The sequence below is a fragment of the Paenibacillus ginsengarvi genome (assembly GCF_003626695.1).
Lineage (GTDB): Bacteria > Bacillota > Bacilli > Paenibacillales > NBRC-103111 > Paenibacillus_AB > Paenibacillus_AB ginsengarvi.
On the sequence record NZ_RBAH01000023.1, the window covers coordinates 18,722 to 45,355 of the forward strand.

At 49.2% G+C, this 26,634-nt stretch carries 25 protein-coding genes and 1 pseudogene; 12 read left to right on the forward strand and 14 right to left on the reverse strand.

The genetic code is table 11. The features are described from left to right. Nucleotides 1–82: 82 nt before the first annotated feature. Nucleotides 83–1,840, forward strand: a pseudogene (locus tag D7M11_RS25810) (sulfatase family protein). Nucleotides 1,841–2,049: 209 nt separating this feature from the next. Here D7M11_RS25810 and D7M11_RS25815 read toward each other — a convergent pair. The 4 genes from D7M11_RS25815 to D7M11_RS25830 form a co-directional block, all read right to left on the reverse strand. Continuing rightward, nucleotides 2,050–2,565, reverse strand: coding sequence for a hypothetical protein (locus D7M11_RS25815; RefSeq protein ID WP_120750156.1), 516 nt, complete (start codon nt 2,563–2,565; stop codon nt 2,050–2,052). Nucleotides 2,566–2,600: 35 nt separating this feature from the next. Further along, the gene (locus D7M11_RS25820) at nt 2,601–3,425 is read right to left on the reverse strand and encodes an ion transporter (protein ID WP_120750157.1); all 825 of its coding nucleotides are present in this window, start codon (nt 3,423–3,425) and stop codon (nt 2,601–2,603) included. A 346-nt stretch (nt 3,426–3,771) separates the two neighbouring features. Beyond that, nucleotides 3,772–4,746 carry a diaminopimelate dehydrogenase gene (locus D7M11_RS25825; RefSeq protein WP_120750158.1) on the reverse strand — a complete coding sequence of 325 codons (975 nt, stop codon included), beginning with the start codon at nt 4,744–4,746 and terminating at the stop codon, nt 3,772–3,774. 129 nt (nt 4,747–4,875) lie between these two features. Then, nucleotides 4,876–5,424 carry a 50S ribosomal protein L25 gene (locus D7M11_RS25830; protein ID WP_120750159.1) on the reverse strand — a complete coding sequence of 183 codons (549 nt, stop codon included), beginning with the start codon at nt 5,422–5,424 and terminating at the stop codon, nt 4,876–4,878. 348 nt (nt 5,425–5,772) lie between these two features. Between D7M11_RS25830 and D7M11_RS25835 the strand changes: the two genes are divergently transcribed. Both D7M11_RS25835 and D7M11_RS25840 read left to right on the forward strand, forming a co-directional pair. Then, nucleotides 5,773–7,173, forward strand: coding sequence for a TraB/GumN family protein (locus D7M11_RS25835; RefSeq protein ID WP_120750160.1), 1,401 nt, complete (start codon nt 5,773–5,775; stop codon nt 7,171–7,173). Nucleotides 7,174–7,417: 244 nt separating this feature from the next. After that, nucleotides 7,418–9,403, forward strand: a complete 1,986-nt coding sequence (locus D7M11_RS25840) for a hypothetical protein (RefSeq protein WP_205127110.1) — start codon at nt 7,418–7,420, stop codon at nt 9,401–9,403. On the opposite strand, the gene D7M11_RS25845 is transcribed toward D7M11_RS25840, so the two are convergent. After that, nucleotides 9,400–10,209: a helix-turn-helix domain-containing protein gene (locus D7M11_RS25845; RefSeq protein WP_120750162.1), complete on the reverse strand. Its 810-nt coding sequence runs from the start codon at nt 10,207–10,209 to the stop codon at nt 9,400–9,402. The genes D7M11_RS25840 and D7M11_RS25845 overlap by 4 nt on opposite strands. A 121-nt stretch (nt 10,210–10,330) precedes the next feature. On the opposite strand from D7M11_RS25845, the gene D7M11_RS25850 reads away from it, so the two are divergent. The 6 genes from D7M11_RS25850 to D7M11_RS25875 all read left to right on the forward strand — a co-directional run bounded on the left by D7M11_RS25850 (nt 10,331) and on the right by D7M11_RS25875 (nt 15,016). After that, complete coding sequence (locus D7M11_RS25850; RefSeq protein ID WP_120750163.1) at nt 10,331–11,647, forward strand: extracellular solute-binding protein; 1,317 nt, start codon at nt 10,331–10,333, stop codon at nt 11,645–11,647. Between the two features lie 27 nt (nt 11,648–11,674). After that, entirely contained in the window at nt 11,675–12,781 is a 1,107-nt protein-coding gene (locus tag D7M11_RS25855; RefSeq protein ID WP_240041305.1) for an SGNH/GDSL hydrolase family protein, read from the forward strand. Nucleotides 12,782–13,075: 294 nt separating this feature from the next. Continuing rightward, nucleotides 13,076–13,603 (forward strand): Crp/Fnr family transcriptional regulator, encoded by a 528-nt coding sequence (locus D7M11_RS25860; RefSeq protein ID WP_120750164.1) that lies wholly within the window; start codon nt 13,076–13,078, stop codon nt 13,601–13,603. A 140-nt stretch (nt 13,604–13,743) separates the two neighbouring features. Beyond that, nucleotides 13,744–14,121 carry a carboxymuconolactone decarboxylase family protein gene (locus D7M11_RS25865; RefSeq protein WP_120750165.1) on the forward strand — a complete coding sequence of 126 codons (378 nt, stop codon included), beginning with the start codon at nt 13,744–13,746 and terminating at the stop codon, nt 14,119–14,121. A gap of 233 nt (nt 14,122–14,354) precedes the next feature. Then, nucleotides 14,355–14,618: an AbrB/MazE/SpoVT family DNA-binding domain-containing protein gene (locus D7M11_RS25870; RefSeq protein WP_120750166.1), complete on the forward strand. Its 264-nt coding sequence runs from the start codon at nt 14,355–14,357 to the stop codon at nt 14,616–14,618. Continuing rightward, on the forward strand, nt 14,615–15,016 hold the full coding sequence (locus D7M11_RS25875; RefSeq protein WP_120750167.1) for a type II toxin-antitoxin system death-on-curing family toxin: 402 nt from the start codon (nt 14,615–14,617) through the stop codon (nt 15,014–15,016). Before D7M11_RS25870 ends, D7M11_RS25875 begins: the two co-directional genes overlap by 4 nt. A gap of 131 nt (nt 15,017–15,147) precedes the next feature. Here the strand turns inward: D7M11_RS25875 and D7M11_RS25880 are convergent, their stop codons facing one another. From D7M11_RS25880 to D7M11_RS25905, 6 genes are all read right to left on the reverse strand, one after another. Beyond that, nucleotides 15,148–16,461, reverse strand: coding sequence for a BaiN/RdsA family NAD(P)/FAD-dependent oxidoreductase (locus D7M11_RS25880; RefSeq protein ID WP_120750168.1), 1,314 nt, complete (start codon nt 16,459–16,461; stop codon nt 15,148–15,150). Nucleotides 16,462–16,489: 28 nt separating this feature from the next. After that, nucleotides 16,490–17,812, reverse strand: a complete 1,323-nt coding sequence (locus D7M11_RS25885; protein WP_120750169.1) for a BaiN/RdsA family NAD(P)/FAD-dependent oxidoreductase — start codon at nt 17,810–17,812, stop codon at nt 16,490–16,492. A gap of 420 nt (nt 17,813–18,232) precedes the next feature. Next, nucleotides 18,233–20,884, reverse strand: a complete 2,652-nt coding sequence (locus tag D7M11_RS25890; RefSeq protein ID WP_120750170.1) for a tyrosine-protein kinase family protein — start codon at nt 20,882–20,884, stop codon at nt 18,233–18,235. 11 nt (nt 20,885–20,895) lie between these two features. Further along, nucleotides 20,896–21,351 (reverse strand): hypothetical protein, encoded by a 456-nt coding sequence (locus D7M11_RS25895; RefSeq protein ID WP_120750171.1) that lies wholly within the window; start codon nt 21,349–21,351, stop codon nt 20,896–20,898. Nucleotides 21,352–21,589: 238 nt separating this feature from the next. Further along, complete coding sequence (locus tag D7M11_RS25900) at nt 21,590–22,867, reverse strand: DNA polymerase IV (RefSeq protein ID WP_120750172.1); 1,278 nt, start codon at nt 22,865–22,867, stop codon at nt 21,590–21,592. 5 nt (nt 22,868–22,872) lie between these two features. After that, on the reverse strand, nt 22,873–23,280 hold the full coding sequence (locus D7M11_RS25905; protein ID WP_120750173.1) for a YhjD family protein: 408 nt from the start codon (nt 23,278–23,280) through the stop codon (nt 22,873–22,875). A gap of 161 nt (nt 23,281–23,441) precedes the next feature. On the opposite strand from D7M11_RS25905, the gene D7M11_RS25910 reads away from it, so the two are divergent. The 3 genes from D7M11_RS25910 to D7M11_RS25920 all read left to right on the forward strand — a co-directional run bounded on the left by D7M11_RS25910 (nt 23,442) and on the right by D7M11_RS25920 (nt 24,803). After that, nucleotides 23,442–23,636: a type II toxin-antitoxin system HicA family toxin gene (locus D7M11_RS25910; protein ID WP_120750174.1), complete on the forward strand. Its 195-nt coding sequence runs from the start codon at nt 23,442–23,444 to the stop codon at nt 23,634–23,636. A 51-nt stretch (nt 23,637–23,687) separates the two neighbouring features. After that, nucleotides 23,688–24,086 carry a type II toxin-antitoxin system HicB family antitoxin gene (locus D7M11_RS25915; RefSeq protein WP_120750175.1) on the forward strand — a complete coding sequence of 133 codons (399 nt, stop codon included), beginning with the start codon at nt 23,688–23,690 and terminating at the stop codon, nt 24,084–24,086. Between the two features lie 120 nt (nt 24,087–24,206). Next, nucleotides 24,207–24,803 (forward strand): hypothetical protein, encoded by a 597-nt coding sequence (locus D7M11_RS25920; RefSeq protein WP_120750176.1) that lies wholly within the window; start codon nt 24,207–24,209, stop codon nt 24,801–24,803. 200 nt (nt 24,804–25,003) lie between these two features. On the opposite strand, the gene D7M11_RS25925 is transcribed toward D7M11_RS25920, so the two are convergent. From D7M11_RS25925 to D7M11_RS25930, 3 genes are all read right to left on the reverse strand, one after another. Further along, nucleotides 25,004–25,408: a hypothetical protein gene (locus D7M11_RS25925; RefSeq protein ID WP_120750177.1), complete on the reverse strand. Its 405-nt coding sequence runs from the start codon at nt 25,406–25,408 to the stop codon at nt 25,004–25,006. A 337-nt stretch (nt 25,409–25,745) separates the two neighbouring features. Next, entirely contained in the window at nt 25,746–25,871 is a 126-nt protein-coding gene (locus D7M11_RS37520) for a YjcZ family sporulation protein (protein WP_240041306.1), read from the reverse strand. Nucleotides 25,872–26,058: 187 nt separating this feature from the next. Then, nucleotides 26,059–26,310 carry a DUF2642 domain-containing protein gene (locus D7M11_RS25930; protein WP_120750178.1) on the reverse strand — a complete coding sequence of 84 codons (252 nt, stop codon included), beginning with the start codon at nt 26,308–26,310 and terminating at the stop codon, nt 26,059–26,061. Nucleotides 26,311–26,634 lie beyond the last annotated feature (324 nt).

Sequence of the window (26,634 nt, forward strand, 5' to 3'; positions counted from 1 at the left end):
TCTAGACAAGACCTCCCGCTATGGCAAACTTCTAATTCGCTAGCTGACACCGGCCCTAATCCGAACCCGGACGTGATGGCAAGTGGCTCCTTCCTCTTCTACCCGGCATCAACGCAAGCCGAATTTTCTCGTTTTGCTCGTCGACGAGCAGCGATATCCGCCCGTTTACGAAAATCCGGAAATCGCCGAGTGGCGGAAGCGGCATCTCGTAACCCAGCAATTTTTACGAACTAACGGCGTGGAATTCCACCGCCATTATATCGGCAGCGCAGCATGCTGCCCTAGCCGGGCTACCCTGCTAACAGGCCAATATCCGTCCCTCCACGGTGTCAGTCAGACGAACGGGATCGCCAAGGAATCGTCCGACCCGGATATGTACTGGCTCGGCAGCAACACGGTACCGACAATGGGCAACTATTTTCGCGCCGCCGGTTACGAAACGTATTACAAAGGGAAATGGCATCTGTCCGATCAGGATATTATCGTGCCCGGCACGCATAACAGCGTTCCCAGCTATAACGAGCTGACGGGCTGGCCGGACGACAGACAGAGGCTGTACGCTTGCGCCGACCGGCTGGACGGCTTTGGCTTCAGCGGCTGGATCGGGCCGGAGCCGCACGGCAAAAACCCGCGCAATTCCGCTTCTTCGGCTGCCTACGGCGCGAGCGGCCGCGACGAGTTTTACGCGGAGGAAGCGGCACGCCTCATCGAGGCGCTCGACCGGCGGCGGGAGCGGCATGGCGAAGCCGCTCCGTGGCTGCTCGTCGCTTCTTTCGTTAATCCGCACGACATTGTGCTATACGGCGATCTGACGGCGTTTATGCCGGTGTTTCGCTTCGAGGTAGACCCCGATATGCCGGAGATCCCCCCGCCGCCGACCATGCACGAGTCGCTGGCCTCGAAGCCGCGGTGCCAGACGAGCTACCGGGACGTCTATCCGCAAGCGCTGCAGCCGATCACCGACCAGCCGTTTTACCGCAAGCTGTATTACCAGCTGCAAAAAAAGGCCGATCGGCAAATGGGCAAGGTGCTGGAAGCACTCGCCCGATCCTCCTTCTATGACGATACGATCGTTATTTTCACGTCCGATCACGGGGATCTGCTTGGCTCGCACTGACGCCTCTACCAGAAATGGTACTGCGCTTACGAGGAAATGCTGCACGTTCCTTTCGTGATCTACAACAGGCGCCTCTTCCCCGAGCGAACAAGCGTCGACGCGCTGACCAGCCATCTGGACGTGCTGCCGACCATGCTTGGGCTGGCGAATGCAGAAACGGATCTGCTCCGGGACCGGCTGCAAAGCCGTTTCAGCGAAGCCCGTCCGTTTGTCGGCCGCAACCTCGCTCCCTCTCTTACCGCTGCGGAAGGACCGGCCATTGCCGAGGAACCGATCTATTTCATGACAGACGACGACGTCACGCGGGGGCCGAACCAAAAAAGCCCGCTCGGCAAGCCGTATGCGTCCGTCGTTCAGCCGAATCATATCGAGACCGTCCTCCTGAACGTACAGCCGAATCAGGGGCAACCGAAGCAGCTATGGAAGCTTTCCCGTTACTTCGACAACGTACGCTTTTGGAGCGAGCCGGGTGTTCGGGACGTCACCTTTTATCCAAGCGAGAACGGTCAGGCCGGCGCAGCTCCCGGTTGGGTTCCTTTTGTCAAAACAAAGCCGCTCCCCGACGAGTACGAACTGTACAACGTGACCTCCGACCCGCTCGAGACACGCAATTTAGCCTATTCCCCTGCGCCGGAGCTATCCGCCATCCGCCAGCGAATGATGCTCGCCTTAGAGGAGCAGCGCCGAAGCAAACGATTGTATCCGTCCCAGCCATCCGGCTGAAAGCTTCTACAGCACAAAAAAGCGCCGGTACCCGCAGGTATCGGCGCTCTTCTAATCCGCATGCTCTTACTTCGGCTGCGCTCTCAAGGCATCGTTGGCTATAACAATTCTGCCAAAGCCGCTGCCTTTCTTTTTGTCGAAACTCGGCGGTATAAGGATCATGTTCTTACCCCTTCCAGCTTGGAAAGCCATGTATTTTTATATATTAATTATACCTTATATTTGCGGTATAGAATAGACTTTAATTGGTGAATTTTGACACAAAAAACCGTCTCTTCCCCGGCAGGACCTTCGCGGGTATAGTCAGGCTCGGCAAACTTGGCATACAAGCCGCACAAATACGCATTGTCCGATAAGGCGACGAGTCTCAGCACCTGCACATCCGGATGTTTCTCGATGATTTGCCCGACCATATACCGCAGCCCTTTCAGAAACAGGCGCGTGCCCCGGTACGCCCGATCCATGATAGCTGTATCAGCCAAGGCGACGTCCTTATCCTCGAACTGCTTCTCCGGCGTACCGTGGTAATAGCCGAGTAGCCCGATCATCCGATGCTCGTCGTCGGCAATATACAGCATATGGCCCTGCGTCATATAAGTACACAGAAGAGAGACCATGTCCAGCGTGTAGTAAGAGGAATGCAGCTCATGCTTGTTCTCGATCGCAAACAGGCTCGCTTTCGCAAAATCTTCGTCGCTCTCGCAGCGTCCGCAATAAGTCGTCATCCTTTTCAACTCTCCTTCCTGCTAAATCTCGTAGGTTACACCGCGGCGTCGTGCCTGCGCTGCCTTTCTTCCAGCAGCAGAAGCTTCAGCTCCCTCACCTCGCTGCGCAGCAGTGCGATTTCCGACGTATCCGCCTTCACCTCGCTCACTTCCTTCTCGATATCGGCCACATCTTCCTGAATATTCGCCGCGTTATTGACAATCTCGCCTACAACCAGGTTCAGCATAACGAACACGGCAATAAAGATAAACGTTACGAAATAAAGCAGCGACAGCGGAGAGACTTCGGCAATCGGCCGGTAGATGTTAGCCCAGTCGTCGAACGTTGCAATCTGAAATAGCGTAATAAGCGATTTGCCCAAGTCTCCGAAGTAGTCCGGCGATATTCCCGCAAAATAAGTGGTGCCGATGACTGCATAGATGAAAAAGACGATAATCATCAGTAGAGCGATGCTGCCGATCGTAGGTATGGCCATAAACAGCGAGGTAATGATTCGGCGCAGCGACGGAATCGAGGAGACCGTCTTGAGCACCCGCAGCACCCGCAAAATCCGCAGCACGCTTACGAACGAAGAGCTCATAAACAGAAGGCTTGCTGCCACGACGATAAAATCGAATACATTCCAGCCGTCTTTAAAATAAGACGTGCGATAAACCGTCAGCTTCAAAATCACTTCCACCGTAAAAACGGCCAAAAACAGCAGATCCAGACCGCGAAGCAGAGATCCGTAAGCGGCGTCCGCCTCCGGATAGCTCTGAAACCCGATAACGATAGCGTTGAGGAAAACGACCGTCAAAATAAAGTTCGTAAATGCTTTACCGCGGACGAACGCCGCAAATCGACTTGGGCTTGTGCTCATACTAGGAAAAAACCTCTCTCCTTTTTTCGACATTATCGAACCATATTGTACCATTCCGCTCTTTAAATGTCTTCGAAAATCTATCAAAATTCAGTGAAATGCAAACAAGAGCCTGGCGCTGTCAGGCAGCGGCCAAGCTCTTCCGGCTTCGCGACTTGTATGTGAATATCTTCGGCTGTGGATATGTTTATAAAACTCCCCATGTTATGCACAGTAAGGGATGATAGCTTGTGAGCATTGTGCATAACCCTGTGGATATTGGTTATAAACCGCTCCTCTCAGCTCAAGATGAATCTTCCCTGTTTAACGTTCTGTACCGCCAAAAGGCCTGGCTGGGCCATAAGACCTACAGAAGCTCTTTCCGAAGCTGCTCCGGAGATTTTGGCGACAAATAGGAGAACGGAATGTCGAACACCGATTTCGCGCCGACAAAGCCTTCCTTCGCAAACCGGTTGATCGCCCTCGCATAAGCGACAAGCACGCTTCCCGTGAACTCGGGATTGCTGTCCAGCTTAAGCCCGAATTCGATAATTTGCTTGCTCTCTTTGCCCGTTTTTCCGCTGCGGAGCACAAGTCCCCCGTGCGGCATGGCGGCATGCTCCCGCTGCAACTGCTCCGCGCTGATGAATTCCACTGTAGTCTCGTAATCGGCAAAATAGTCCGGCATCGTCACAATCTCGTTTTCGATGCGGGCCAAATCTTCCCCTTCACCCGCTACGACAAAACATTGCCGCAGATGCTTGTCTCTGGCGGACAAGGCAGGATCTTCCCCATTTCTTACCTGGTTAACCGCTTTCTCATGCGGAATCGTATACTGTACCGCGTTTTGGACGCCCCGGATTCGGCGGATGGCATCCGAATGACCTTGGCTGACGCCTTTACCCCAGAATGTGTATTCCTTGCCCTCCGGCAACACCACTTCGGCGAGCAGCCGGTTCAAGGAGAACAGCCCCGGGTCCCATCCGGTCGAGATGACGCTGGCATGCCCGCTTTTCGCCGCGGCGGCATGTACGGAATCGTAATATTCGTTGATTTTGGCGTGACGGTCGAAGCTGTCTACCGTATGGAACATCGAAGCGATAGACGGGCCCTGCTCCGGCAAGTCGGTTGCGGAACCGCCGCATAAGATCATGACATCGATTTTTCCTATGAAGCTATCGATCTCCGATATATGCACCATCGGGACGGCCGAGGACAGGCTGTCCGGCTGGCGTCTCGTGAATACCGCCACCAGTTCCATATCCGCATTTTGCCGAATCGACGATTCGACGCCGCGTCCCAAATTTCCGTAACCGACTATACCGACTTTGATCTTGTCCAATGTAATTACCCCGTTTCGTCAAATAGTGTTGCGTGCGGCCGAAATGTTAGGTCCCGCCTTCCGCAAATGCCGTGCTCGCAGCCAGGCTGCGAGCACGACCGTTTCCCTGCCTCACCGAGTGAGCCCGGGCTACGGCTTGACAACGGAGAGCAGAAACTCGTGACTCTCCGAAATAACCGTAACCTCCGAAGCGAATTCCGCATCCCTCACATGAAGCGATTCCCCGACCTCCATTCCGCCAATGTCCAGTTCCACCTCGGTCGGCAGATGCTTCGGCAGTGCTTCCACCTCGATAAAAGCACGCTGGATTTGCACCACTCCGCCTTGCTTCGTGCCGATCGGCGTACCGCTGAACTTGACCGGAATTTTGGTGCGCACGACTTCATTGCTCTGCACCAGTTGAAAGTCGACATGCAGCAGCTCCCGCGTAACCGAATGACGCTGGATATCCTCCAGCAGAACGGTAAACGGCTGCTTTCCTGCAACCTCCAGCTCGATAAAGCCCGAGGCGCCTTGCCTCAGCCATTTCTGAAACTCGGACGTCGACAGATGAATCATCGTATTGTCCGCACGCTTGCCGAAGACAACGGCGGGCAATCTTCCTTCCTTGCGCAGCCGGCGAAGCCCGGCAGGTTGTAGTCGTACGCGGGGTTCCGCTTGGAAATGCGTTGTAGTCATGCTATGCTCGCTCCTCTTTATTCGATGTTTGGTGCGCGTTAGGCGCATTCGAACGTGCTACCCCTCTCGGGGCTATAAAGAGAAACATAGCATCACCACCTCCACATCCGTTAAGGAATACATATAATGTAATATTCCCATAAAATATGAATCAAGGCACTCCACTCCGCGAGAGTAGAATGCCTATGGGACGCCCTAACCATATCATAGAAACCTCGTTTTGTCGAACCGGTGAGTTCGGCCGCACGCCGCTCGGCTGCGGGAATCTTTGTCGTTTGAAGATAACATACCGTGTAAGCTATAATAGATAGGTCTTACATAATCTTTTTTCTCGGAGGTTTCATCATCATGGAACGCAGCATTTGGAAGAAATGGGGCCGTCACGTCGTCAGCGGCATGCTCGGCACCGCGATTTTACTTGGAAACGTTCTGCCGGCAAGAGCGAGCGATGCACCCGTCACGACTCCGGCCATCAGCCCTTGGTCCGTCGCAACCCTGCATGAAGGCGAGAAGTACGGTATATTCCCGCTCGAATGGTACTATGACGGTACGTTTCAACAGCCTATTACCGCCGGCAAATTCCTGACGCTGACGGAAGCGACCGCAGCGAAGCTGGACAAGCTCGGCTTGAACAAGAAAGAGAAACCGACAGCGCCTGCCGCCGAAACGACTCTGACGAGGGAAGCGGTTCTGAAGTCTCTGTACGGTATACTGACCCAATTCGAGCTGCCGTCCTCCTTCGAAATCGATGCGGCTGCTCCCGTAGCGTACTTGCAGAGCAAAGGAATCGTTCAGGGCACCGCAAGCGGTTTGGAGCTGGATAAGCCGTGCACGGTCGAACAAGCGGCCGTTCTAGCCAGCAGGCTAGTTCAGTACGCCTATGAAACTGCGGACGGCGGAGCGAAGGGTCTGATGTGGAAAGTGACGGAGGGCGGCAACACGCTGTACCTGCTCGGCTCGATCCATCTCGGGATCCCGGAGATGTACCCGCTGCACCGAAGCGTGACGGATGCCTTCGAGGCGTCGGACGACTTATGGGTCGAGGCGAATTTGCTGACGGACGATCAGGAAGCGCTCGCCTATTTCGCGAAGTTAACGATGTATTCGGACGGAACGACACTGAAGGATCACCTGTCGGCGGACACGTACGAGAAGCTGCAGAAGGTAATGACCAAGCTGGGTATGCCTGCGCAGTCGTTCGACGCGCTCAAGCCGTGGGTCGTCTCCAACAGTTTGTCGCTGACTACCTTAATGGAAAAGCCGGAAGATCTAGCCCAGGCGACCAATGCAGGCGTTGACCTGTTTCTCACGCAGATCGCTATGATGAGCGGCAAACCGGTTCGGGAGCTGGAGGGCATGAAGCTTCAGGGCGATATTTTGAGCGGCACTCCGGAGGAGCAGCAAGCCCGCGAGCTGGACACGATGCTGGACTCCATGCTGAATCCGGACGCTGCCGCCGCCGACAATGCCGTCCAGTTCAAAAACTGGCAGCTGCTGTGGGCCAAAGGCGATCTCGCCGGCTTCGCGAAATCCTATTCCGCTTCGCTGCAGCAGGAGCAAAATAACGGTCTGACGCAGCGCCTGCTCGGAGAACGGGATCAGAACATGGCAATCAAGCTGACCGAGCTGCTGGAGGCGCAGGGCTCCTCGACTCATTTCATCGTCGTCGGCGCGGCTCATCTTGCGATAAAAGATATGGTTATCGACAAGCTGAAGCAAAAAGGGTACGATGTGCAGTTCGTCGAATAGCTGCTAACCTGCAAAGAGCCAAACGGCCAAACGGCAAGCCTTCCTTACGGAGGGCTTGTCTTTTTTGCTGCCCATTCATTCAGAATGTATATAGCGGCTTTTGTTTTCTGCATGTTTTTTCGAAACCGCCCCCTCTATAGTTAGGAGTAATCGAGAGACAGCATGAGAAGAAAGCGAGGGGATTCAGATTTTGCATGTATCATTGGGTTCATCCGAATATTTGGGCGAACCCGTTTTATGCCGGTTGGGACAGGCAGTAGCGGCAGGGCGGAATCGCTCGGGAGCGCTGGAGCTGTATTTCGCCTCTAACGGCAATCCGGCTACGTTTTATGTCCTCGACTTGATCGAGGGCCGCATCCGTTTTTCGTTCGACCTTCCCGGTTCGGATGCGGTATGGGCAATGGCCATAGGCATGGACGGCTGCGTATATTTCTCGGGCACGAGCGATGGCGTTGTATACCGCTACTGTCCCGAATCGAAGCAGGTCGATCCAGTCGCTGCGGCGGCGGAGGACCCGTTCTTCTGGGATATGCGGCCAGGCCCGGATGGGACGATCGTGAGCGCGACCTATCCCCGCAGCAAACTGTTCGAGTACGATCCTGCAACCGGCCGCTTCACCGATTTGGGCCGCATGTCGGAGGAAGACCAGTATGCGCGCGGCGTCGCCGTCACGGCAGAAGGCATCTATGCGGGTATCGGAAGCACGATTCGCCTGATCCGGCTTGACCGACGTACGGGCGAGAAGGACGAGCTTCCGCTTGACGGCTTTTCCGGAGAAAAAGGGTTCATCGACCGCGTCTGGGCGATAAACGATACATTGTTCGTTTCGGTTGATCAGCAGCAAATCGTCGTCTACGACGAACCGGGGCGCCAAATCACCGCCCGTTTGCCGGGTGCCGGATGTATCGTCCAAGCGCCAGACGGCGAGGACAGCTTTTACTACGTATCCGAATCGAAGCTGCGCCTGTACGACAAGACAACAAACCGCATCGTGACATTATGCGATATGCCGGGTATGAACAGCTCGGCGAAAATGAAGCTGATGCAGTGGATGACATTTTCCGATGCGGAATGGGCCGGAATTGAGGCGCGGCTCCTTTCCGGATGTGCGGAGGCCGAATCGCGCTTTGGCAATCCTGCCGGCAAACCCGTTCTAGTGCTCGTAAGCTGCTACGCCGACATCTGGTATTACAACCCGCAAACGAATGAGCTGCTTCACGGCGTGCTGGATATCCCTCCGAAGCCGTTGTCGATTCAAGCGATGGATACGGACGAGGATGGACTGCTGTATATCGGCGGTTATCACCGCGGCTTGTGCGTATACAGTCCGGCAGAGCGGAGCGCCATCGCGCAAGTTCCGGCTTTTCCGCAAATCGAAGGGATCGGCTTTCTCAACAAGAACGTCTACTTCGGCACGTACACGAAAGCAAATGTATACGTTTACGACAAGTCGAAGCCGCTTACGATGATGCCGGACGACCGAATGAAGGAGGCCAATCCGCGGCTTGCGTTTCCGATCGGACACCGGCAGGACAGGCCGTTCACGTTGACATCGGGGAACAATCGGCTGTACATCGGCACGATCCCGGATTATGGTTTGAATTCCGGAGCGTTAACCGTGTATAACGAGCCAGAGCGGGAATGGGCCGTTTATCCAGACGTAGCGCCGAACCTTAGTATCGTAGGGCTGGCCAGCAAGGACGATCTGCTGTACGTAGGAACGTCCATATGGGGCGGATTGGGACGGGATCCGGTCGAAGACGTGGCCCACCTATTCATCTGGGACACGGTGAAGCGCGAGGTTGTGAAACGTTTTGTTCCGGACATCCCAGCGTTAGATCTACCCCCGCGTATGATCGGCGAGCTGTCGGTAGGGCCGGACGGGCATATATGGGGAGCGGTGGACGGAACTTTATTCGTAATGGAGCCGGTCAGCGGCAAAGTGTTAAGAAGCGTGCGGGTCAGCGAAAGCAAGTATTACGGCAAATTCCGCCCCGTTTATCTCCGCTGGGGCGAGGACGGCCTGTTGTATACGGCATTGGCGAGAAAGCTTGTCATCGTGGATCCTAGCACGCTCGAGTACAAAATTGTCGATCACGGGCCACTATCGCTCATGACGCTCGGACGCGACGGCTATATTTATTACGCCAAAAGCTCGCGGCTTTACCGCATGGCGGTTGCTCCTGCGGCAGGCTCCGTAGACTGTGACATGACTTCCGTTATAGGCTAACTAAGCCGCGCGGCGTACGTTTTCCGATACTGGGACGGACTCATCGCGAAATGCTTGGAGAACACTCGGCTCATATAGAAGCCGTTATCGTATCCGCATAACCGGGCAATATGATCGATCGTATAGTCGGTTTCCAGCAGGTACCGTTTCGCCGTTTCCATTCTTACCGCGAGCAAATATTTGGAAGGATTCGTGCCAAAGAGGTTTTGAAATCGGTTGTTAAATTGAACCGGATGCAGATGAACCATTTCAGCTACGTCCTTGATTAAGATTTTGTCGGACAAATGTTGATCGATCCATAGCTTCGCCTGCTTGATTAGCGGATCGTCCATAACCAGACTGTACTTGGACAACATCTCGGCTTCCATGCTCAGGAGCAGCCATATATCGTTGACGAAATGGTTTTTCCAGCGAATGCTCTCGGCGTCGTCTCTGGCGCTCAAACGGGTCAGATGCCTGAGATTGTTGAAAAACCGGTCCTTCTCGTGCGGGGTAAATTTGAACGCGAACAAATCGCGCAGAGTGGCGCGCGTCCGCTCGATCGCTTCCTCCCCGTCCGCATTTAAGTAAAATTTGAAGTAATGGAACGATAGCGGCTTCTCCATGACGCGGTGGAAATCGGTGTTCGGCGGGCATATGACCACATCGCCTGCGGTCGCTTTTCCCTCCGTAGACTCGATGCGGTAACGGAAGTCGCCCTTCTCGACCGCAAACATGACCCAACTCGGGTAACGGGAGGAACGCAGGTCGAAGCGGGCTTTCTCTTTCCAGTAAAATTGCTGATACAAGTATAGTGAATAGTTCATAGCGGTTCCCCCCGTTCGTTGTAGGTAAGCTTATCATACTTTTCAAGAAGCAGCGGGTCAATAATCTTACATGGTGTGGATACACCAATAAAGTTTCAATAGAACATGGAGATGACAAGGTATGAAATCTTACAAGGTCAAACTATTCGGTTTGCTCGCCGCATCCGCGTTATTGTTAACGGCTTGCGGAGGAACAGGAAGCAAAGATAACGTTCAAGCCCCAGCACAATCCGGGGATCAACCGGCACCTGCGAACAAGGCGCCAGAACCGGTTACGCTCAATTTCTTCTACAACGGATTCTCCGAGTCGCTGACGAACGAAGTGAAACGAATGATCGAAACGAAATTTCCGCACGTCACGATCAACATGATTTTACATGGAACCGGAAAGACGATTAACGACGTACTGCTAGCCGGAACCGAAGTCGATCTCGCCGCCTTCACGATGGGGCAGCTGTTCAACGTGCTGGATTTGCAGCTCGCCTCGGACTTGACGGATTTGATCAAGAAGCATCAATTCGATCTCGGACGGCTGTCGGATGGCGTTCTGGATACGGTCAGAGGCTACTCCGAAAAAGGAGATATCCCGGTTATGCCGTACGAGCTCAACAACAGCGTGCTGCTGTACAACAAAACCATTTTCAACAAATTCGGGCTGCCGTACCCGACCGACGGCATGACCTGGGACGGCGTCTATGATATCGTAAAGAAGACATCCAGAGAAGACAACGGCGTCGTGTACCGGGGATTTGCCTATACGGGAGCGAACCCGGTTTACAAAAATCAGCTGGGGCTCCCCTTCGTCGACCCGCAGACGAACAAAGCGGCGCTTAATACGGATTCGTGGAAAAAATGGCTGCAAACGATGACCGGCTTCTACGCGCTCGACAACAACAAGCTGCAGACGAGCACCGCAGACAACTTATTTTTTAAGGACATGGTCATGGCGCTAAGAACCGGGCCGAATCCGCTCGATCTGCTGCCGCCGGCCATCAAGAACGGGCTGGACTGGGATGCGGTGTCGATGCCGACCTTCTCGGCAGCCGAAAGCTCCGGCTCGCAGATGAACGCGCCATTCTACATCATCCCGCCGCAGAGCAAGAAAAAGGACGCCGCTTTCGAGGTGATCGCTTATTTGATGTCGGACGAGGTACAAAGCTGGGGCGCGAAGCAGGGCCGGGTGCCGATCGTGAAAAGCAGAGCGGTGTCGGACCGTTTCGGCGAAGATTTACCGTTCCTGAAAGGCACCAACTATTCAAAAGCGGTATTCGCCGAAAAGATCGCCAAACCGATTCGGGTAACCAAATACGACGGCATCGCCCGAACGGAGCTGACGAACACACTCGCTAAAGTCGCAACGAACGGCACGGACCCGAACACCGCGCTGCGGGAAGCGGAGGAGCTGGCGAACAAGGCGATTCAGGAAGCCAAACGGTAACTCGAACAAGTCTGGAGGAGTGAAGCTGTGGAAACTTCTAAAGAACTTCTTATGAAATACGACCCCAACATGCGCCCGAATGAAGCGACGGGTGACGGATTGCGCTGGTATTGCCCTTTGGAGCAGCCATTCGAGGTGTCGGGCCTCGCTTGGTTCCGGGAGGAACAGAAATATCGCAGATTGCCGACTTTGCCGCCCGGAGTCGTTCCGAAGGCTGTCGATCATTTGGCCAATCACCCCGCCGGCGGTCAAATCCGCTTCTTATCGGACTCCGCCTCGCTGTCCGTGCGGGTAAAGCTGAAAGACAAAGCCAATATGGTGCATATGCCGGCAACGGGACAATGCGGCGTCGACTGCTATGTTGGCGCCCCGGATACGGTCGTTCCTTTGCAGTACGTCAATACGACCAAGTACGATGTCACACTCAAGGAATACGAATGCGCCTTGTTTACGAACTGGAAGCCCGTCAAACGTTATATCGTACTGAACCTGCCGCTGTATCAAGGGGTGGAGGAAATCGAGGTCGGTTTGGACGAGGGTGCGGCCGTAGTCGCTCCCCCTTCCTACGCGTCTGCTAAAAGAGTGGTCATTTACGGGACATCGATCACTCAGGGCGGCTGCGCCTCGCGGCCCGGTATGGTATATACCAACATTTTGAGCCGCCGTATTCCTTTGGAGTTTATCAATCTGGGGTTCTCGGGAAGCGGAAAGGGCGAACCCGAAGTCGCCGAAGTGATCGCGAAGATCAGCGACCCGGCGTGTCTCGTCGTCGATTACGAAGGCAACTGCGTTAGCACCGAGCTATTCCGCCAAACGCTGCCGGAATTTATCCGCATCTACCGGGCCGCTCATCCGCTGACGCCGATCCTGATCGTATCGCGCATCCGGTACGCGCGCGAGGAGCTGACGCCTCACCTGTACGAGATGCGCATGGAACGCAAACGGTTCGAGCAGACGCTCGTGGGCGAGCTGCGGGAGCAAGGCGACTTGAACATTTACTTCTTCGACGCCTCCAAGTCACTGGGCGGCGAAGACTTCTTCGAATGCACCGTAGACGGCTCGCATCCGACCGATCTCGGCTTTCTGCGAATGGCCGATGCGATCGAGCCGGTGCTGAAGACTTTGCTTTTGTGAGGGATTGGTTGCTAGCTAAGAGGACACTGACCGCCTTGGTCGGTGTCTTTTTGCGTGGTTCGAAGGAAACAAACCTTCCTGGCCGTATTAAAGGAATACGACTTGTAACAAAGAATTTCCTTTTATAATTTTCAAGCATTGACGGAGGCCATGTTATGTTACCTTCCGATATCCAGAGGATCACCCGAATCCTCCCGTTCTTATCCTCCATCCCGGATAAAGATTGGCCGCAAGTCGAAATAAGAACCGTCACCCCCAGCACCCCCCATTCCATACGAGAGGGGCATATACGCCATGTTCGTTCTGAGAGGCTCCGTACGCATTCTCAAAGTCAGTAGGCAGGGACGAGAAGTCACCCTTTACCGCGTACAGGACGGACAAAGCTGCGTACTGATGATGGCCAGTATTTTAGGAGAGTCTGCCTATGAAGCTTCGGCATCCATCGAGGCGGAAACTGAAATTATGCTCATTCCCATACCGTTGTTCAAGAGCTGGCTCGATGTATACCAGCCGTTAAAACGGTATATTTTCCAGCAGATCACTCAAAGAATTACATCCGTAACGGAGTTACTTGAGAACATTGCGTTTAAGCCCATATCGTATAGAATCGCGGACTTTCTCATCAAGCAATCCGCTTCGAACGGTACGGTCATCAAAATCACACACGAACAATTGGCAATCGAACTGGGAACGGCCCGGGAAGTCATCAGCCGCGCCCTGAAAGACTTCTCCAGAAAGAATATAGTTGTTTCCGGCAGGGGCCAGCTACAGATCGTAGACCGGAATCTTCTTCTTCAAGCCATGAACGACAACTCCCTGTGACTTTGTTACGGAAGCTCTCGCCAAACGCCGCTATGATGAACAGGAACACATTCCTAATAGAGGTGAACTTGTATGATGAATGGTAATCACAAACGTTCCTTTGGTATGAAAACCGCCAGAGGCAAGGAGGATGCGAACGTATGAATTACTACGACAGCTCCAACCTGAAGAGGCTCCCCGAGCTGATCCAACTTGCTCCGCAAGCTTCCAAGCTATTTTTGGCATTTGAACACGAAGTTTACCATGACATGCACGCCCTTCCCCTAAAAACCAAAGAACTCATCGCATTGGCCGTTGCCCACGTTACTGGCTGTCCGTATTGCATCGATACGCACAGCAAAAAGTTCAAGGACCTCGGCGGCACGCGGGAAGAAGCGTTCGAGGCCGTACTGGTTGCAACCTCTACCCGTGCCGGCGCCGTATTAAGCCACGCGACTCATTTTTTACCGGCGTTTGACGAGGATAATCCGATTGAGGCGAAGGATATGGCGGGTAAGGGTCCGGAATGTTTTTGTTAGTTTGTTATTAGGGTGGATAGAAACAAAGACCTTGAATCTTTGCGATTCTTGGTCTTTGTTTTTGTTTTTGAAGGAATCGAACCCCGCCCGAAGATAACGCCACATAAACCTCTACTTATGTAGTTACAGTAGATGCCACTCGACTATTTCCCTGTAACGAATGAATTGATTTTCACCAATCAAATTGTATAATTGTTATAACAATTGAATACAATGACGAGGAGGAATCTTGGATGAACAGGATGATGGATATGGAACGAAAAGTGACGAAATTCGGCAACAGTTTAGGTATTACCATGACCGATGCACTTAAACAAATAGGCCTTGATCAGGGAGATACCGTACAGATCGATGTAAACCAAACGACGGGTGAAATCATTATCAAAAAATCTACAAAAGTTTCCTTACCAAGTGGGATTAGCGAAGATTTCATGGATACATTGACTAGTGTCATTGATGAGTACGATCAGACGCTGAAGGGTCTTAAAGATCGATGAGCAAAACACGATACTTGTCCGTAGAAGAAGTGATCGCCATTAACGTCGCTGTGATTCGTCGTTACAGTCCAGGTGAACACATTGGTGTAAAAGAGGCTGGGTTGCTTGAATCGGCCATCCTTCGTCCGCAATCTTCGGCTTTTGGCCAAGACGCTTACCCAACGATTTTCGAGAAAGCAACCGCATTATTTGAGTCATTGGGGCAGAACCATCCATTTCAGAACGCCAACAAGCGTACAGCATTTACAGCTCTTGTCATATTTCTTCGTTACAATCATTTTCTCTTCAAGATGGACACCAAGTCGGCTGAAGATATGACAGTTGATATGGTCAATCATAAATATGAATTTAAAGAATTAGCAGCTATCATTCACAAATATTGTGTCATGATTGAATAACGCAGAAATGTAAAAAAGCGACCTTTTTCAGGTCGCTAATAAGCTTCAATGGAGGCGAGCCGTGGCGCAGCAAATCCACAAACCATCGCCGCGTGTAACCTACGGTGCCACAGAAGTGAAAGAAATCCATCTCATACACTGGAAAGATGTTTAGCAAGCGACATAGCCGCGACATAGCCGGAGCTCCAGGCCCACTGCAGGTTATAGCCGCCACAATCTCCATCTACATCCATCACTTCGCCAGCCAAATAGAGCCCCGGTACTAGCTTGGATTCAAGCGTTCCTTCTTTAAGCTCCACCGTATCGATGCCGCCGGCTGTCGTTTGCGCATTCGTGAAGCTGTTCGTATCAGTCACTTTAAATTCCCAATGCTTCAATATTCGATAAAATTTTTTCTTCGTCTTCCACGATAGATCTTGGCAAAGGAGATGTGGCTGCTGATCTATTTCTGCCTCCTTCAGGAGTACAGGAACTAGCTTCTTGTTTAAGATACCGATAAAGGAGTCCGCAACGGTCCGGTGTCCGAAGATCCCCCAGTGCATATCCAGAAATTCGACAACCTCCTCCTCCGTGCGGCCCGGCATCAAATCAACCGACAATGTTACAGCTTCTCCGCTTCCGAGATGATAGGCAGCCTTCCGACTTAGCTGGAGAATCGGCGGACCGGAGATGCCGTAGTCCGTAAAAAGAATTTCACCATATTCACTTCGGATGACTTCACCTCTGACGATGATATGGCCCAGTCCCTCGAATTTGATGCCGGACAATTCCTTCAAATACGGATAGTCCAGCTTCAGCTGCACAATCCCCGGCACAGGGCTGATCAGGGTGTGTCCCAGACGCTCTGCAAGAACATAACCAGAACCGTCCGTCCCCGTTTTCGGAGCGGTAAGGCCACCCGTGCATAGAAATAGGTATTCGCTGGTATAAACCACCTGCTCCTCTGATTCTGTCCGGCATTTAATCGTAAAGCGCGGATGGTTCGGTGAAAAGATAACATCCACCACTTTGTTTTTGAAGTATACCGGAACATTCCGATCCTCTAACGCAAGCTGAAAAATATCCAGCACCGATGCAGCCTGCAGCGACATCGGATACATCCGGCCATCCTCCAAACTGATCAGTGGAAGCCCGAGCGTAGAGAAGAGATCGATAGTTTGACGGACGCCAAATTGTTGCAGCACAGGCAGCGGGAATCCAGTTTGATTACTATGATATTTACGCGATAGAGCGACCGCTTCATCCGTCCCCATTGCCGTCGATTCGTTCGTAATGTTGCAGCGTCCATTGCCCGTCGTTAATACCTTTTTTCCAATCCGGTCGTTGCCTTCAATGATTGCAGCATCAATACCCAAGTCCCGTGCAGTAACCGCAGCCATTAGACCGGCACCGCCTGCACCGATAATGATCAGCTGGTGATGCTTAGAAGTTTGGTTCTTATTCATTTGATCGATGCACCCTTTTGTTCAAGATTCACTTGTTTTTCCCTTCTGAGATTTGTTTAGCAAGCGCCATCGCAGCCACATAGCCAGAGCTCCAGGCCCATTGCAAGTTATAGCCGCCAAAATCCCCGTCAACGTCCATCACCTCGCCGGCCAAATAAAGCCCAGGCACTAGCTTGGATTCCAGCGTTCCTTCGATTAGCTCCGTTGTATCGATGCCGCCGGCTGTCGTTTGCGCATTCGCAAAGCCATTGGTATCGGTCACTTTAAATTCCCAATGCTTCAAGATTCGATAAAATTTCTTCTTAATCTTCCACGATAAATCCTGACAAAGCAGGTGCGGCTGCTGGTCGATCCCTGCCTCCTTCAGCAATACAGGAACCAGCTTCTTGTGTAGGATACCGATAAAGGAATCCACAATCGTCCGGTGTCCGAAGATCCCCCAGTGCATATCCAGAAATTCAACTAATTGTTCGTCCGTGCGGCCCGGCATCAAATCAACCGTTACGGTCACAGAATCACCTTTCGCAAGATGATACGCAGCCTTCCGGCTTAACTGGAGAATAGGCGGACCGGATAAGCCGTATTCCGCGAAATGAATTTCACCAGATTCGCTGCGAATGACTTCCCCGTTGACGGCGATATGGGCCTTGCCCTGCAATTTGATGCCGGACAGCGCCTTCAAATGCGGATACTGTACCTTCAATTGCACAATGGCCGGTACAGGGTCGAGCAAAGTATGCCCCAAACGCTCAGCAAGCTTATAACCAGAACCGTCTGTTCCCGTATTCGGAGCAGTAAGGCCACCGGCACATAGAAACAAGTATTCGCTGGTGTAAACCACCTGCTCCTCTGTTTCCGTCTGGCATACTATTGTAAACCGCGGATGATCCGTTGAGACGATAACATCCACCACTTTGTTACCCAAGTATACTGGAACATCTCGATCCTCCAGCGCCAGCTGAAAAATATCCAGTACCGATGCAGCCTGCAGTGCCATCGGATACATCATGCCTTCCTTCAATCTTGTGAGCGGAAGCCCGAGCGCGAAGAAGAAATCTATGGTTTGACGGATGCCAAATTGCTGCAGTACCGGTAGCGGAAATCCAGCCTGAGTGCTGTGAAACTTGTGCGATAAGGCGACCGCTTCATCCATACCCGTTGCAGTAGATTCATTTGTAATATTACAGCGACCATCGCCTGTCATTAATATTTTCTTTCCAATTCGGTCGTTCCTCTCTAGAATCGCGGTGTCGATGCCGAGATCCTTCGCAGTTACGGCGGCCATGAGTCCTGCAGCGCCTGCACCGATAATAAACAACTTGTGATGCATGGAAGTTTGATCCTCATTCATGATTGGTCGATGCGTCCTTTGTCCAATGGATTTATTATAGGAAGTGTGAGTTATTTTTGAAAAGCACCGAGGCGCTATATGACATTATAGCACAGGTGTAACCATCGCTTGCTATCGAGCCAAATGTAGCAAAAAATCGAAGCGTATTCCATAAGCTACTGGGTCTGTCCAATTGCCTGCCGAAGCATTAACCGATGAGGACACAGCCTTAGCGGTAGATTTCGATGCCATGATCGCTCCGCTTCATGCTCGGTTCGCGTGGACTGAACCCTGTCCTACACGGAGCTCTCCCAAAAAAAGAACCACTGACTGATTAACTCAGTCTAGCGGTTCTTTTTCTTGTATGGAGGCGAAGCGTGGCTTGGCAAATCCACAATCCGCCGTAAGGTATTAAATATCTTTCTTTAAACTACTGCAACATTAAATCTTACTTGTTCTTTTAATTTTAAAACCATCTAAATAGATGTATGCAAATTTGTAATTCCCATCTTCCTTCTCGCTTATCACCCCAATTTTCTTTAAAATATCAAGCAAATCTTTTGTATCCCACTCTGTACTTCGATAAACAGCATCAAACTCTGAATAAGAAAAAGTATCTGTAAATCGTTCAAATAACTCGAATGCACCCTTTAGCTTAACATATTCTTGTTTTAATGCATCGCATCTTTCTATGGATGCCTCTTTGAGGCCGATATTTAAGGACGCACTCCTGAGCAATCTATCTCTAGGTGGCAATTTATTACTAGAATGTTCATAAGTTAGTTCTTGGTCTTGTGCACCTTTGAGTAGCATGAACAGGCTTCGAGGGAAAGTGTTGCTCTCGGCGTCTGTTAAACGCTCATAAATCCAATTGACAACATATTGAGATCTTGTACCGTCTCTTCTTATCCCCCATAATATTTGAAGAGACTCTTTTAAAGAATCTATGTCCATATAATCGATGTCATGTGGTATTGATTTATATTTAATGACTATTTGCTTAAATTCATCAGAACCTAGCGAGATTTTCAGTGCCAATTTAAGAAAATCTTGCTGATTCCATTCTAATTTGATAGTTTTTCCCTTGAAATGGCTTTTATTGGTAAATCCAAGACTCTCCCATATGTCTTGTCTAATAAAGACTTTAAATTTGATATTCTTTATATGCCTACCATCTATAATTTGAATTAGTTTAAATAGCCCTTCAACTGCTTCTTTCCCATAAACTTTTCTTTCTAAATCCTCATCTAACTTATCGTAATGAATCCAGATTTTCTCGTTTCTTTTTTGTAGTATGAGGTCTAATTCATTGATAAAGTCTTGAACTAGTTGTAAATGCATGGGATTTGCTATTATCTCATTAATAATATTTGTGTACTCAAATTTCCAGCCCATCGTGTCTTTCTGTGCGGGTTTCAATAATGTCTTCAGATTCGAAAATTTACCATTTCTCAAATTATTTAATTGATTGTTTTTTTGTAGTACTACTAGTAAATAAGCCATCCAAATATTTTCCCAAGATGCTTTCCCTAAATTAACCATTTTCGCCCATTCATCAAACTCATTTATTGGACGAATAGAGAAGTCACCATGCCCGGAGATAGAGACTGTATTATCTAGATCAATTCTCGTCATTGATTTTACTTTATCTAGGTGCTTCAACATCATTGAGTACAGTTTAGTTTTACCAGTCCCCTTCTTCCCCGTTATAACAGATACATCTTCATCTAAAAACTTATCAAGATATACCGTTTTTTGAAAGAAAGTAGGATCTTCATCAATCTCTCCAAAACCCAAGTTTTCGTAAGGTAAAGATTTAACTATTCTCCATCTATCAGTACCAGCTAAAATTGAAACCAATCCACTATCCTTTATCTCCTCATCAATTAAGTTTGCTATAGGAGAATAGATATGATAAATCGTTGGCACTGGGTAATAATCAGCAACAGCAAGTTCTGAACTATAAAAGACTTTTAAAGGTTCACTAAGACTTAATTCATCTTCAGTAAAATCACTTAATTCTTCTTCATCAAAAATAGTATTCTTTATTTGACCCCACAATTCATCAACTTTCTTCTTACCTGATTTATCATCATGAATGCGTGAAAATACTATATTATAATTTTTATAACCCACTTCTTTCATGGCACTTAGAAGTACTTTGGTACCATTAACATTTTCTGTATTTGGATAAACAAAAAATATTACTTTATCAGATAAATTTAATACAGAGAGTGCACCCCAGCCATTTATTCCAGTTCTCGAATCAATTAGAATGATATCAGGCTTAACTTGATTGTTTAAGTCTTCAATAAATTCTTCCCAATAGTTCGCATTACTATTTACGATGCTTTCTGCACGAAAACTATCAACTTTACTTAAATAATCAACATTTATATTACCAGCAGGCACAAAAAATAACCTTCCTGAGATGTCCTTAAAAGATACTTCTGAGAAAATATCAGTTATAGATACTTCATTTTCCATCCCATCTACTTTTGTAAGCCGTTCAAAGAGATAATCTATCACGCCAAATTTTGGTGCCTGAAACACTTTTGGGTCAAAAACATTAGACATTCCAGGAGCTTCAATATCCATATCGATAATTACCACTTTCTTACCTCGTGAAGCTAGTATGTAAGCCACATGGATAAGTGCCGCCGTTCTACCAACACCGCCTTTATATGAATAAAAGCTAATTATTTTAGGATTACCTACATCAAATTGTACATCGTTTAATTGATTTATCTTTTGCTCATTCTTTAAAGATGAGGATAGTTCACCCCAAGACCTTAATTTATCACTTTTATCATCCGTCTTATCATCCGTTACTGGCTTTTGTATACCAGATTGATATGCCTCATCTACTGTCAGTAACTCAATATAACCTTCATAATAAGGATAAACAAACTGGATTTTTTCTATTAATTTTTTGTGCTTATCTTCATACGACATATTTTCAAAGATATTGCTAACAATCAAAACATTAATAAGATTTAAGCTATTCACGCTTAATTCTACCCATTCAATCTCATTGTTCCTAATGAAAGACTCTTTTAATATATTCAACATATCCTTAATAGATTGTTCCATTACGCTTCACCTCACATTGTTTTTAAGTTTTTGATTAACCATGCTCTAATAGCAGTATAGGCTTTTAACCAATCTTCATACTGTTGATTTGTAATATTTCCGCTATGATATCGCAGATCTATATATTCAATTCCATTAGGACGTTGTAAAACATTTAAAAAAGCTATGATGTTAGTATCTACTCTGTTGAACAAGGGTGTTATTAATTGGATCCCTTGAAACAGTCTATGTGAAGGATTTTGAATTATGTTTCTTCCACTACGCGGAATGTTACGTGTTGCAATCCACTCGGTAATTCTGTTTCTTTGATTAATACCATAATACTTTACTATGATACTTTTGATTAAACATTCAATAATTACGCCTCCCAAATGCATTGCGGCAATTCTACGCATTTGTTTAATTTGTGATAAGTCGATAGATCTCTCATGGTAAGCTCTATCAAACTTCTCAATGTCAACTGGCAAAGATTTTCACCACCTATTAATATTTATTTTATAATTCAATACTCTAGCTTTATTTCCCTTCAATGTTTATCAACTAATAGCCAAAAGAGCTCAACCATTAATCTGGTTGAACTCTTTTGTGGATTTACAATATGGAGGCGAGGGGTCTCGCTTCCCGCAAAGTACAGAAAAAAACAGCCTCCCTCTGATGTCAGGGGGAGGCTTTAAAAGACTCGAATAGCCAGAACAAATCACAGTATTATTTATTGTGCCCGCCAATCATCCCCGCCCTGCGCTGGGCTTGCCCGGCAGGACTCACCGATGAAGCCCGCATGATCGAGGCGTTGCCGAAACGGCTTTTGATCTCGTCGGTAGCCCGCTCGAGCGCCATTTTCTTTTCCCGGTCCGGAAATACGGTCATCTGGTACGTTTCGTCCGCCGTCAGCTCGCTCAACGTTACGCCAACTTTCCGGACCGGCTGCTCGTTCCAATGCTTGGCGAATATTTCGCAAACGACCTCGTACACTTCTTCCGTCAGGTTCGTGTTATGCTGCATCTTCATTTGCCGGTGAAAGCCTGTCGGCTGATCGAAGTCCGCCCCCTGGCAGCCCGCCGAAACAACTTGCCCCATCAGCCCTTTCGAGCGGACCCGCTGGCATACAAGCTCCGACAACTCCAGCAGCACCACCTTTATATCGTCGAGCTTTCGGTAGTCGAACGGCAGCGTCATCATATGGCCGATCGCTTTTTGTTGCGTCTCGAACGTAAAAGGCGATACGGGAGCCTGGTCATGGCCATTCGCAATTCGCCAGAGCACCTCGGCGTTTATGTCGCTGTTCCGGCCGAACTTCCGGCCGAGACGAGCCTTAAACTGCTCGAGCGGAATGCGCGCCAGCTCGCCGATCGTCGTAATGCCCATCTGGTTGAAATGCTGGGTCATGCGAGAGCCGACCATAAACATTTTGTTAATCGGAAGCTGCCACAGGGTATCGGCCAACTCTTCTTTTTTGAGCTCGTAAATGCCGGACTCATTCTTCTTCGCAAAGTTGTCGCAGGCCATTTTTGCAAGTATTTTATTTTCGCCGATCCCGACCCGGGTGCGGACTCTCGTCTCATTCCACACCTGGCTTTGAATAGCCCTTGCAATTTCTGTTGGATCGCCGTAAAGGGCCGTTGAGGCCGAAACGTCCACGAACTGTTCATCTATACTAAAAGGTTCTACCAGATCAGAAAAACGCTCGTATATCTCCGTAATCTGCAGGGAAACGTCGATGTACAACTGCATTCGCGGTTTGATAATCTCCAACTGCGGGCATTTGGCAAGCGATTCGCGGATTGTCTCAGCCGTCGTCACGCCGAACGACTTGGCAATCGGGCACGCGGCGAGTATGATACCCGATCTGCGCTCGGGATCACCGGCCACGACGACCGGTTTCCCTTCTAACTCGGGCCGATGCGCCTTTTCGACGCTGGCATAGAACGATTGGCAGTCCGCCAAAAACACAACCCTTGGTCTGCGGAAAGCACCATTCTTCATGCCCTTCACCCGCCATAGGTAGCCGAATCCGTATCCAGGTTTCCGAGGTAATAGTGCATGAGCAACTCGATCTCACCCTCGAAAGTTCCCCACCGCAGAGTAAGCGAACGGCGCACGCCGCCGACAACGAACCAACTGGTGAAGGAAACCGCATCCCGCCGTTCCTCGACAAGCTCTACCCCGCTCGCCCGAAGCACCCTGGTTAATTTGGCGATATCTCCGTTGATTCGGCGAACAAGCCGCTCGAGCATTGCCGCATATGGGCTGGGGTATTCATAAGTATTACGGCTCATGAAGTTCAGGTTGTCGCATTCCAAATTAGCCCGGACAACAGGCAGGACCATGAGGTTACGGATCAATTGAAGGGTGCCCTGTGATATGCCGGTGTGATAAGCAACGTTTGGTGTGGACATTTCTCCTCCTCCAAATAGGAACATTTGTTCCTATTTTATGCGAACATAGTGTGGAATGCAACAAAAAAAGGGCAACGAGGATATCCCTCCTGCCCTGTAATCCGAAAAAGTATTTGTAATACGTGTTGATACGTGTTATAATATATTTAGGAGGTGAGGGGATGAGGAGTTATTCTTCAAGAGAGGTTATCCAAATACTGAAAGCGAACGGATGGTACTTGGTTCACACCGTCGGCGACCACTTTCAGTACAAGCACCCAACCATAAAAGGAAAGGTGACGATAACCCACCCGGTAAAAGATGTCGCAATACATATCCTAAAGGATACCGAGAAGAAGACGGGGCTGAAATTCTAAGCCCCTTTCCCTTCCTCCCCTCACAAGAGTTTGAACGAAAGGACTGATCGAATGAAAAAGGAATATGCAAAGGAATACTCATTTGTGGCTGTGTTAGACTTCACAGGAAATCAGATCGCAGTATTCTTCCCTGACTTGGATGAGGCTCTGTCTCAGGCAGACTCAGTTGAAGAAGCTCTCCGCAGGGCAAATGAAGTGCTTAAGCTTACAATTGAAAGCCGCATTATGGATGAGGAGGATATTCCAGCAGCGACACCGCTGGATAAAGTGGAACTTCGGGAGGGGCAGCGTACAATCGTGGCGACTTGCACACTGAACGAGAAAATCAAGTACGACAAAAAGACGCTTACGATCCCGCACGATCTAAACGTCGCAGCTGAAGCAGCCGGGTTAAATTTCTCACAAGTCCTGCAAAACGCTTTGCGGGATAAATTGGCCGAAGTTGAATAAAACAAGGGAAGCCGTCTCCCCACCACAGAGACAACGGCTTCCCTAACCACCGACCCGATCGGGCGGCACCTGTATTATAGCAGGCTGTCCTCCAGATCGGCAATACAAGGAGGAAACTGCTTGAACTATAAAAATATTTTTCGTAAGCATATGGAGCCGATGTTGATGCGGCTTATTTATGTTGATCTTGTGGACGGTATCTTGAAAGACGCAGAAATAACGAATAGGCGGAAGCTCCAAGATGCCTGTGGCCGTCAGTTTGAAGGTGGACCGCGAGCCTATTACTGCCCCGAGTGCAGACGCGAGCGTATGCTAAAAGCAAACAGAGAGAGTAAAGCGAGAACTCGCAAGGGTACAACACGCAAATTAGGCAGCATCGATGCTTGTGAACGATGCGGCAAAGATTACAAAATTGCTAGTGCACTTCAACGGTTTTGCCCAGAATGCCGGCCCATCCACAGTGCTGAGCATGACCGCGAAACATGGATCCAGTTTTACCACAAAAACAAGGATCGCATAAACCCTGCACGAAATGATCGGCGACGAATCGAACCTACCCGCGAATGCGTCGTGTGCGATACCGTATTTGAGCATAAAGGAACAACGTCGCTGACATGTTCCCATGATTGCAGCCGGGCTTACATCAACAAAAATTGGAATGAGGTTTATGGGCCAAGATACCGCGAAAAGAAGAACGCGAGGAAAAAAGAGGATTAATCCATAATCCCCCGTCAAGCCACTACGGCCAGATGGGGTTTCATCTTCCCAAACGGGAACAGTTTTTAGCACCGGGGCCGTTCCACTACAACCACTTTTTATTTTAGCTATTTTTAATCTTATCGTTGATTTAGAACAAAATAAAACCGCCCAATTGAAAGAAAGGGCGGATACTTTAAGTATCAGTTCAAACATCTAAATTACATGCCAATAAACATATTTCTGCTGAAAGAAGCCCAGTTCTCTCCTCTAAACCCAGTCATGCCTTCTAAGTTAACAAAACAAGGGAGTACAGTATACATTACACCAGACATTGCATTTACCCTAAATACCATGACGTATCTCATCATGGAATTGTCAGCAGGTGTTATCATTGCCATATCGGGGCGTATCGCGTTCTCTGCTGTTAGTGCATCCTTCATTCCTACGCTCGCGATACCAACAGGACCCATATTACTTCTAATCCAATAATTCGAAACATTTGTTGCTGACGCTAAATCAGTTCTCTTATCATATGTCAATAAAATTTGATTCGAAGCAACCTGTCTTGCCTCCAAAAGAATTGGATGAGGAATCATCTGCCGCTCTGTATGAAAACTTAACATTTTTTACCTCCACATTTAGATGAATTAGTCAATTGACCAATCTCATTTTATGAAGGGTTACTTATTTCAGTTCCATCCCGCAAGCAGTGACAGGCATTTTATGTTGCTGTTCAGCCTTATGTGACAGGTTAGGATCGACATGTGTACGTGCAGCCGTTGATAAAAGCGAAGGTGAAGATCTGGAACTGGACAAAAAAAGGACTCTTGCGGAGTCCTGTATTTGGGAGTTTGTGGTAGCCCCCTCTGGCCTCTAACGGCCGGAGGGGGTTTATGGGAAAGGGGGAATTGCAGGGTACACTTTAAACTATGCAACAGATGATACTAATGAGTGCGCTGATTAATAAAGAAATCCTCTAGAAACGATGACCAGAAGGATGAAGAGAACGAGGATGACTGCAGTGCTGGTAAACAGACCACCACAGCTAAAACCACCAACGCCACCTACTCCGCCAATACCGCTCATGTTTATTCACCACCCATTCCTTTTTAACTACATCCACATTGTATGAGCGAGAATTTATTTGGTTTGGACTGGTGCACGATGCGTATGATTTAGGTGAAATGGAACTCCCCTTACCGCACGATCTAAAGAATGCAAAAAATCCCCGTCAGCCATTCCAGCCAGACGGGGGACATTTTTACTTAGCCTCTCAAAAGAAAAACGGTGTCCCAAAGAAGAATGGGGATTCTCCTATCGCAAGCAAGTCGAAGAGGGCGAGTGAGGTGATCGGGCTGAAAAATGGGGTGAACGCTTTTGTGCTTGCTTTTTTTGAACTGGAATGGAGATAAATTTTATCACGATCAATCTTATGCAAAATGCCTTCCCGGACTTGTCCTTGACGCGTTAAAACGTAAACTTTCTTGCCGACAAGTGTCTTAAGCTTGTTTGTATTGGGCCGCATGTTTATTCACCTCCCTTTTTTTCTTAATTTCTAGCTTATGACTAAAGCTAAATCCCGTTCGGGCAGAATGGCTCATTCTCAACTAGGTTAGCGTTGAAATTTTAAATAGGATAACGGTACCTGAGTTTTAAACATAAAGAAGAGCAGGCTGCTTATAGCACCTCGTCAGCAACCTGCCCGGGGTATTATCTATTAATTTCTGATTTTGTAGACTGTGGTTTATGTAGAAACCCAGTCTTGCAGGTGACGGGGTAATGTCCGGTACAACTCTATTAATATGCAGCAGGCAACAAATTGGAGTGGGCTGATTAGGAAAAAGACCAG

Bases quoted from the DNA above. Each gene is read 5' to 3' on its own strand.
- D7M11_RS25865 (WP_120750165.1), top strand. From the start codon at position 13,744: ATGAATTACTACGACAGCTCCAACCTGAAGAGGCTCCCCGAGCTGATC.
- D7M11_RS25925 (WP_120750177.1), bottom strand. From the start codon at position 25,408: ATGTTAAGTTTTCATACAGAGCGGCAGATGATTCCTCATCCAATTCTT.
- D7M11_RS25930 (WP_120750178.1), bottom strand. From the start codon at position 26,310: ATGCGGCCCAATACAAACAAGCTTAAGACACTTGTCGGCAAGAAAGTT.
- D7M11_RS25870 (WP_120750166.1), top strand. From the start codon at position 14,355: ATGAACAGGATGATGGATATGGAACGAAAAGTGACGAAATTCGGCAAC.
- D7M11_RS25850 (WP_120750163.1), top strand. From the start codon at position 10,331: ATGAAATCTTACAAGGTCAAACTATTCGGTTTGCTCGCCGCATCCGCG.
- D7M11_RS25885 (WP_120750169.1), bottom strand. From the start codon at position 17,812: ATGAATGAGGATCAAACTTCCATGCATCACAAGTTGTTTATTATCGGT.
- D7M11_RS25820 (WP_120750157.1), bottom strand. From the start codon at position 3,425: ATGAGCACAAGCCCAAGTCGATTTGCGGCGTTCGTCCGCGGTAAAGCA.
- D7M11_RS25875 (WP_120750167.1), top strand. From the start codon at position 14,615: ATGAGCAAAACACGATACTTGTCCGTAGAAGAAGTGATCGCCATTAAC.
- D7M11_RS25845 (WP_120750162.1), bottom strand. From the start codon at position 10,209: ATGAACTATTCACTATACTTGTATCAGCAATTTTACTGGAAAGAGAAA.
- D7M11_RS25830 (WP_120750159.1), bottom strand. From the start codon at position 5,424: ATGACTACAACGCATTTCCAAGCGGAACCCCGCGTACGACTACAACCT.
- D7M11_RS25815 (WP_120750156.1), bottom strand. From the start codon at position 2,565: ATGACGACTTATTGCGGACGCTGCGAGAGCGACGAAGATTTTGCGAAA.
- D7M11_RS25910 (WP_120750174.1), top strand. From the start codon at position 23,442: ATGAGGAGTTATTCTTCAAGAGAGGTTATCCAAATACTGAAAGCGAAC.
- D7M11_RS25900 (WP_120750172.1), bottom strand. From the start codon at position 22,867: ATGAAGAATGGTGCTTTCCGCAGACCAAGGGTTGTGTTTTTGGCGGAC.
- D7M11_RS25860 (WP_120750164.1), top strand. From the start codon at position 13,076: ATGTTCGTTCTGAGAGGCTCCGTACGCATTCTCAAAGTCAGTAGGCAG.
- D7M11_RS25880 (WP_120750168.1), bottom strand. From the start codon at position 16,461: ATGAATAAGAACCAAACTTCTAAGCATCACCAGCTGATCATTATCGGT.
- D7M11_RS37520 (WP_240041306.1), bottom strand. From the start codon at position 25,871: ATGAGCGGTATTGGCGGAGTAGGTGGCGTTGGTGGTTTTAGCTGTGGT.
- D7M11_RS25915 (WP_120750175.1), top strand. From the start codon at position 23,688: ATGAAAAAGGAATATGCAAAGGAATACTCATTTGTGGCTGTGTTAGAC.
- D7M11_RS25835 (WP_120750160.1), top strand. From the start codon at position 5,773: ATGGAACGCAGCATTTGGAAGAAATGGGGCCGTCACGTCGTCAGCGGC.
- D7M11_RS25905 (WP_120750173.1), bottom strand. From the start codon at position 23,280: ATGTCCACACCAAACGTTGCTTATCACACCGGCATATCACAGGGCACC.
- D7M11_RS25890 (WP_120750170.1), bottom strand. From the start codon at position 20,884: ATGGAACAATCTATTAAGGATATGTTGAATATATTAAAAGAGTCTTTC.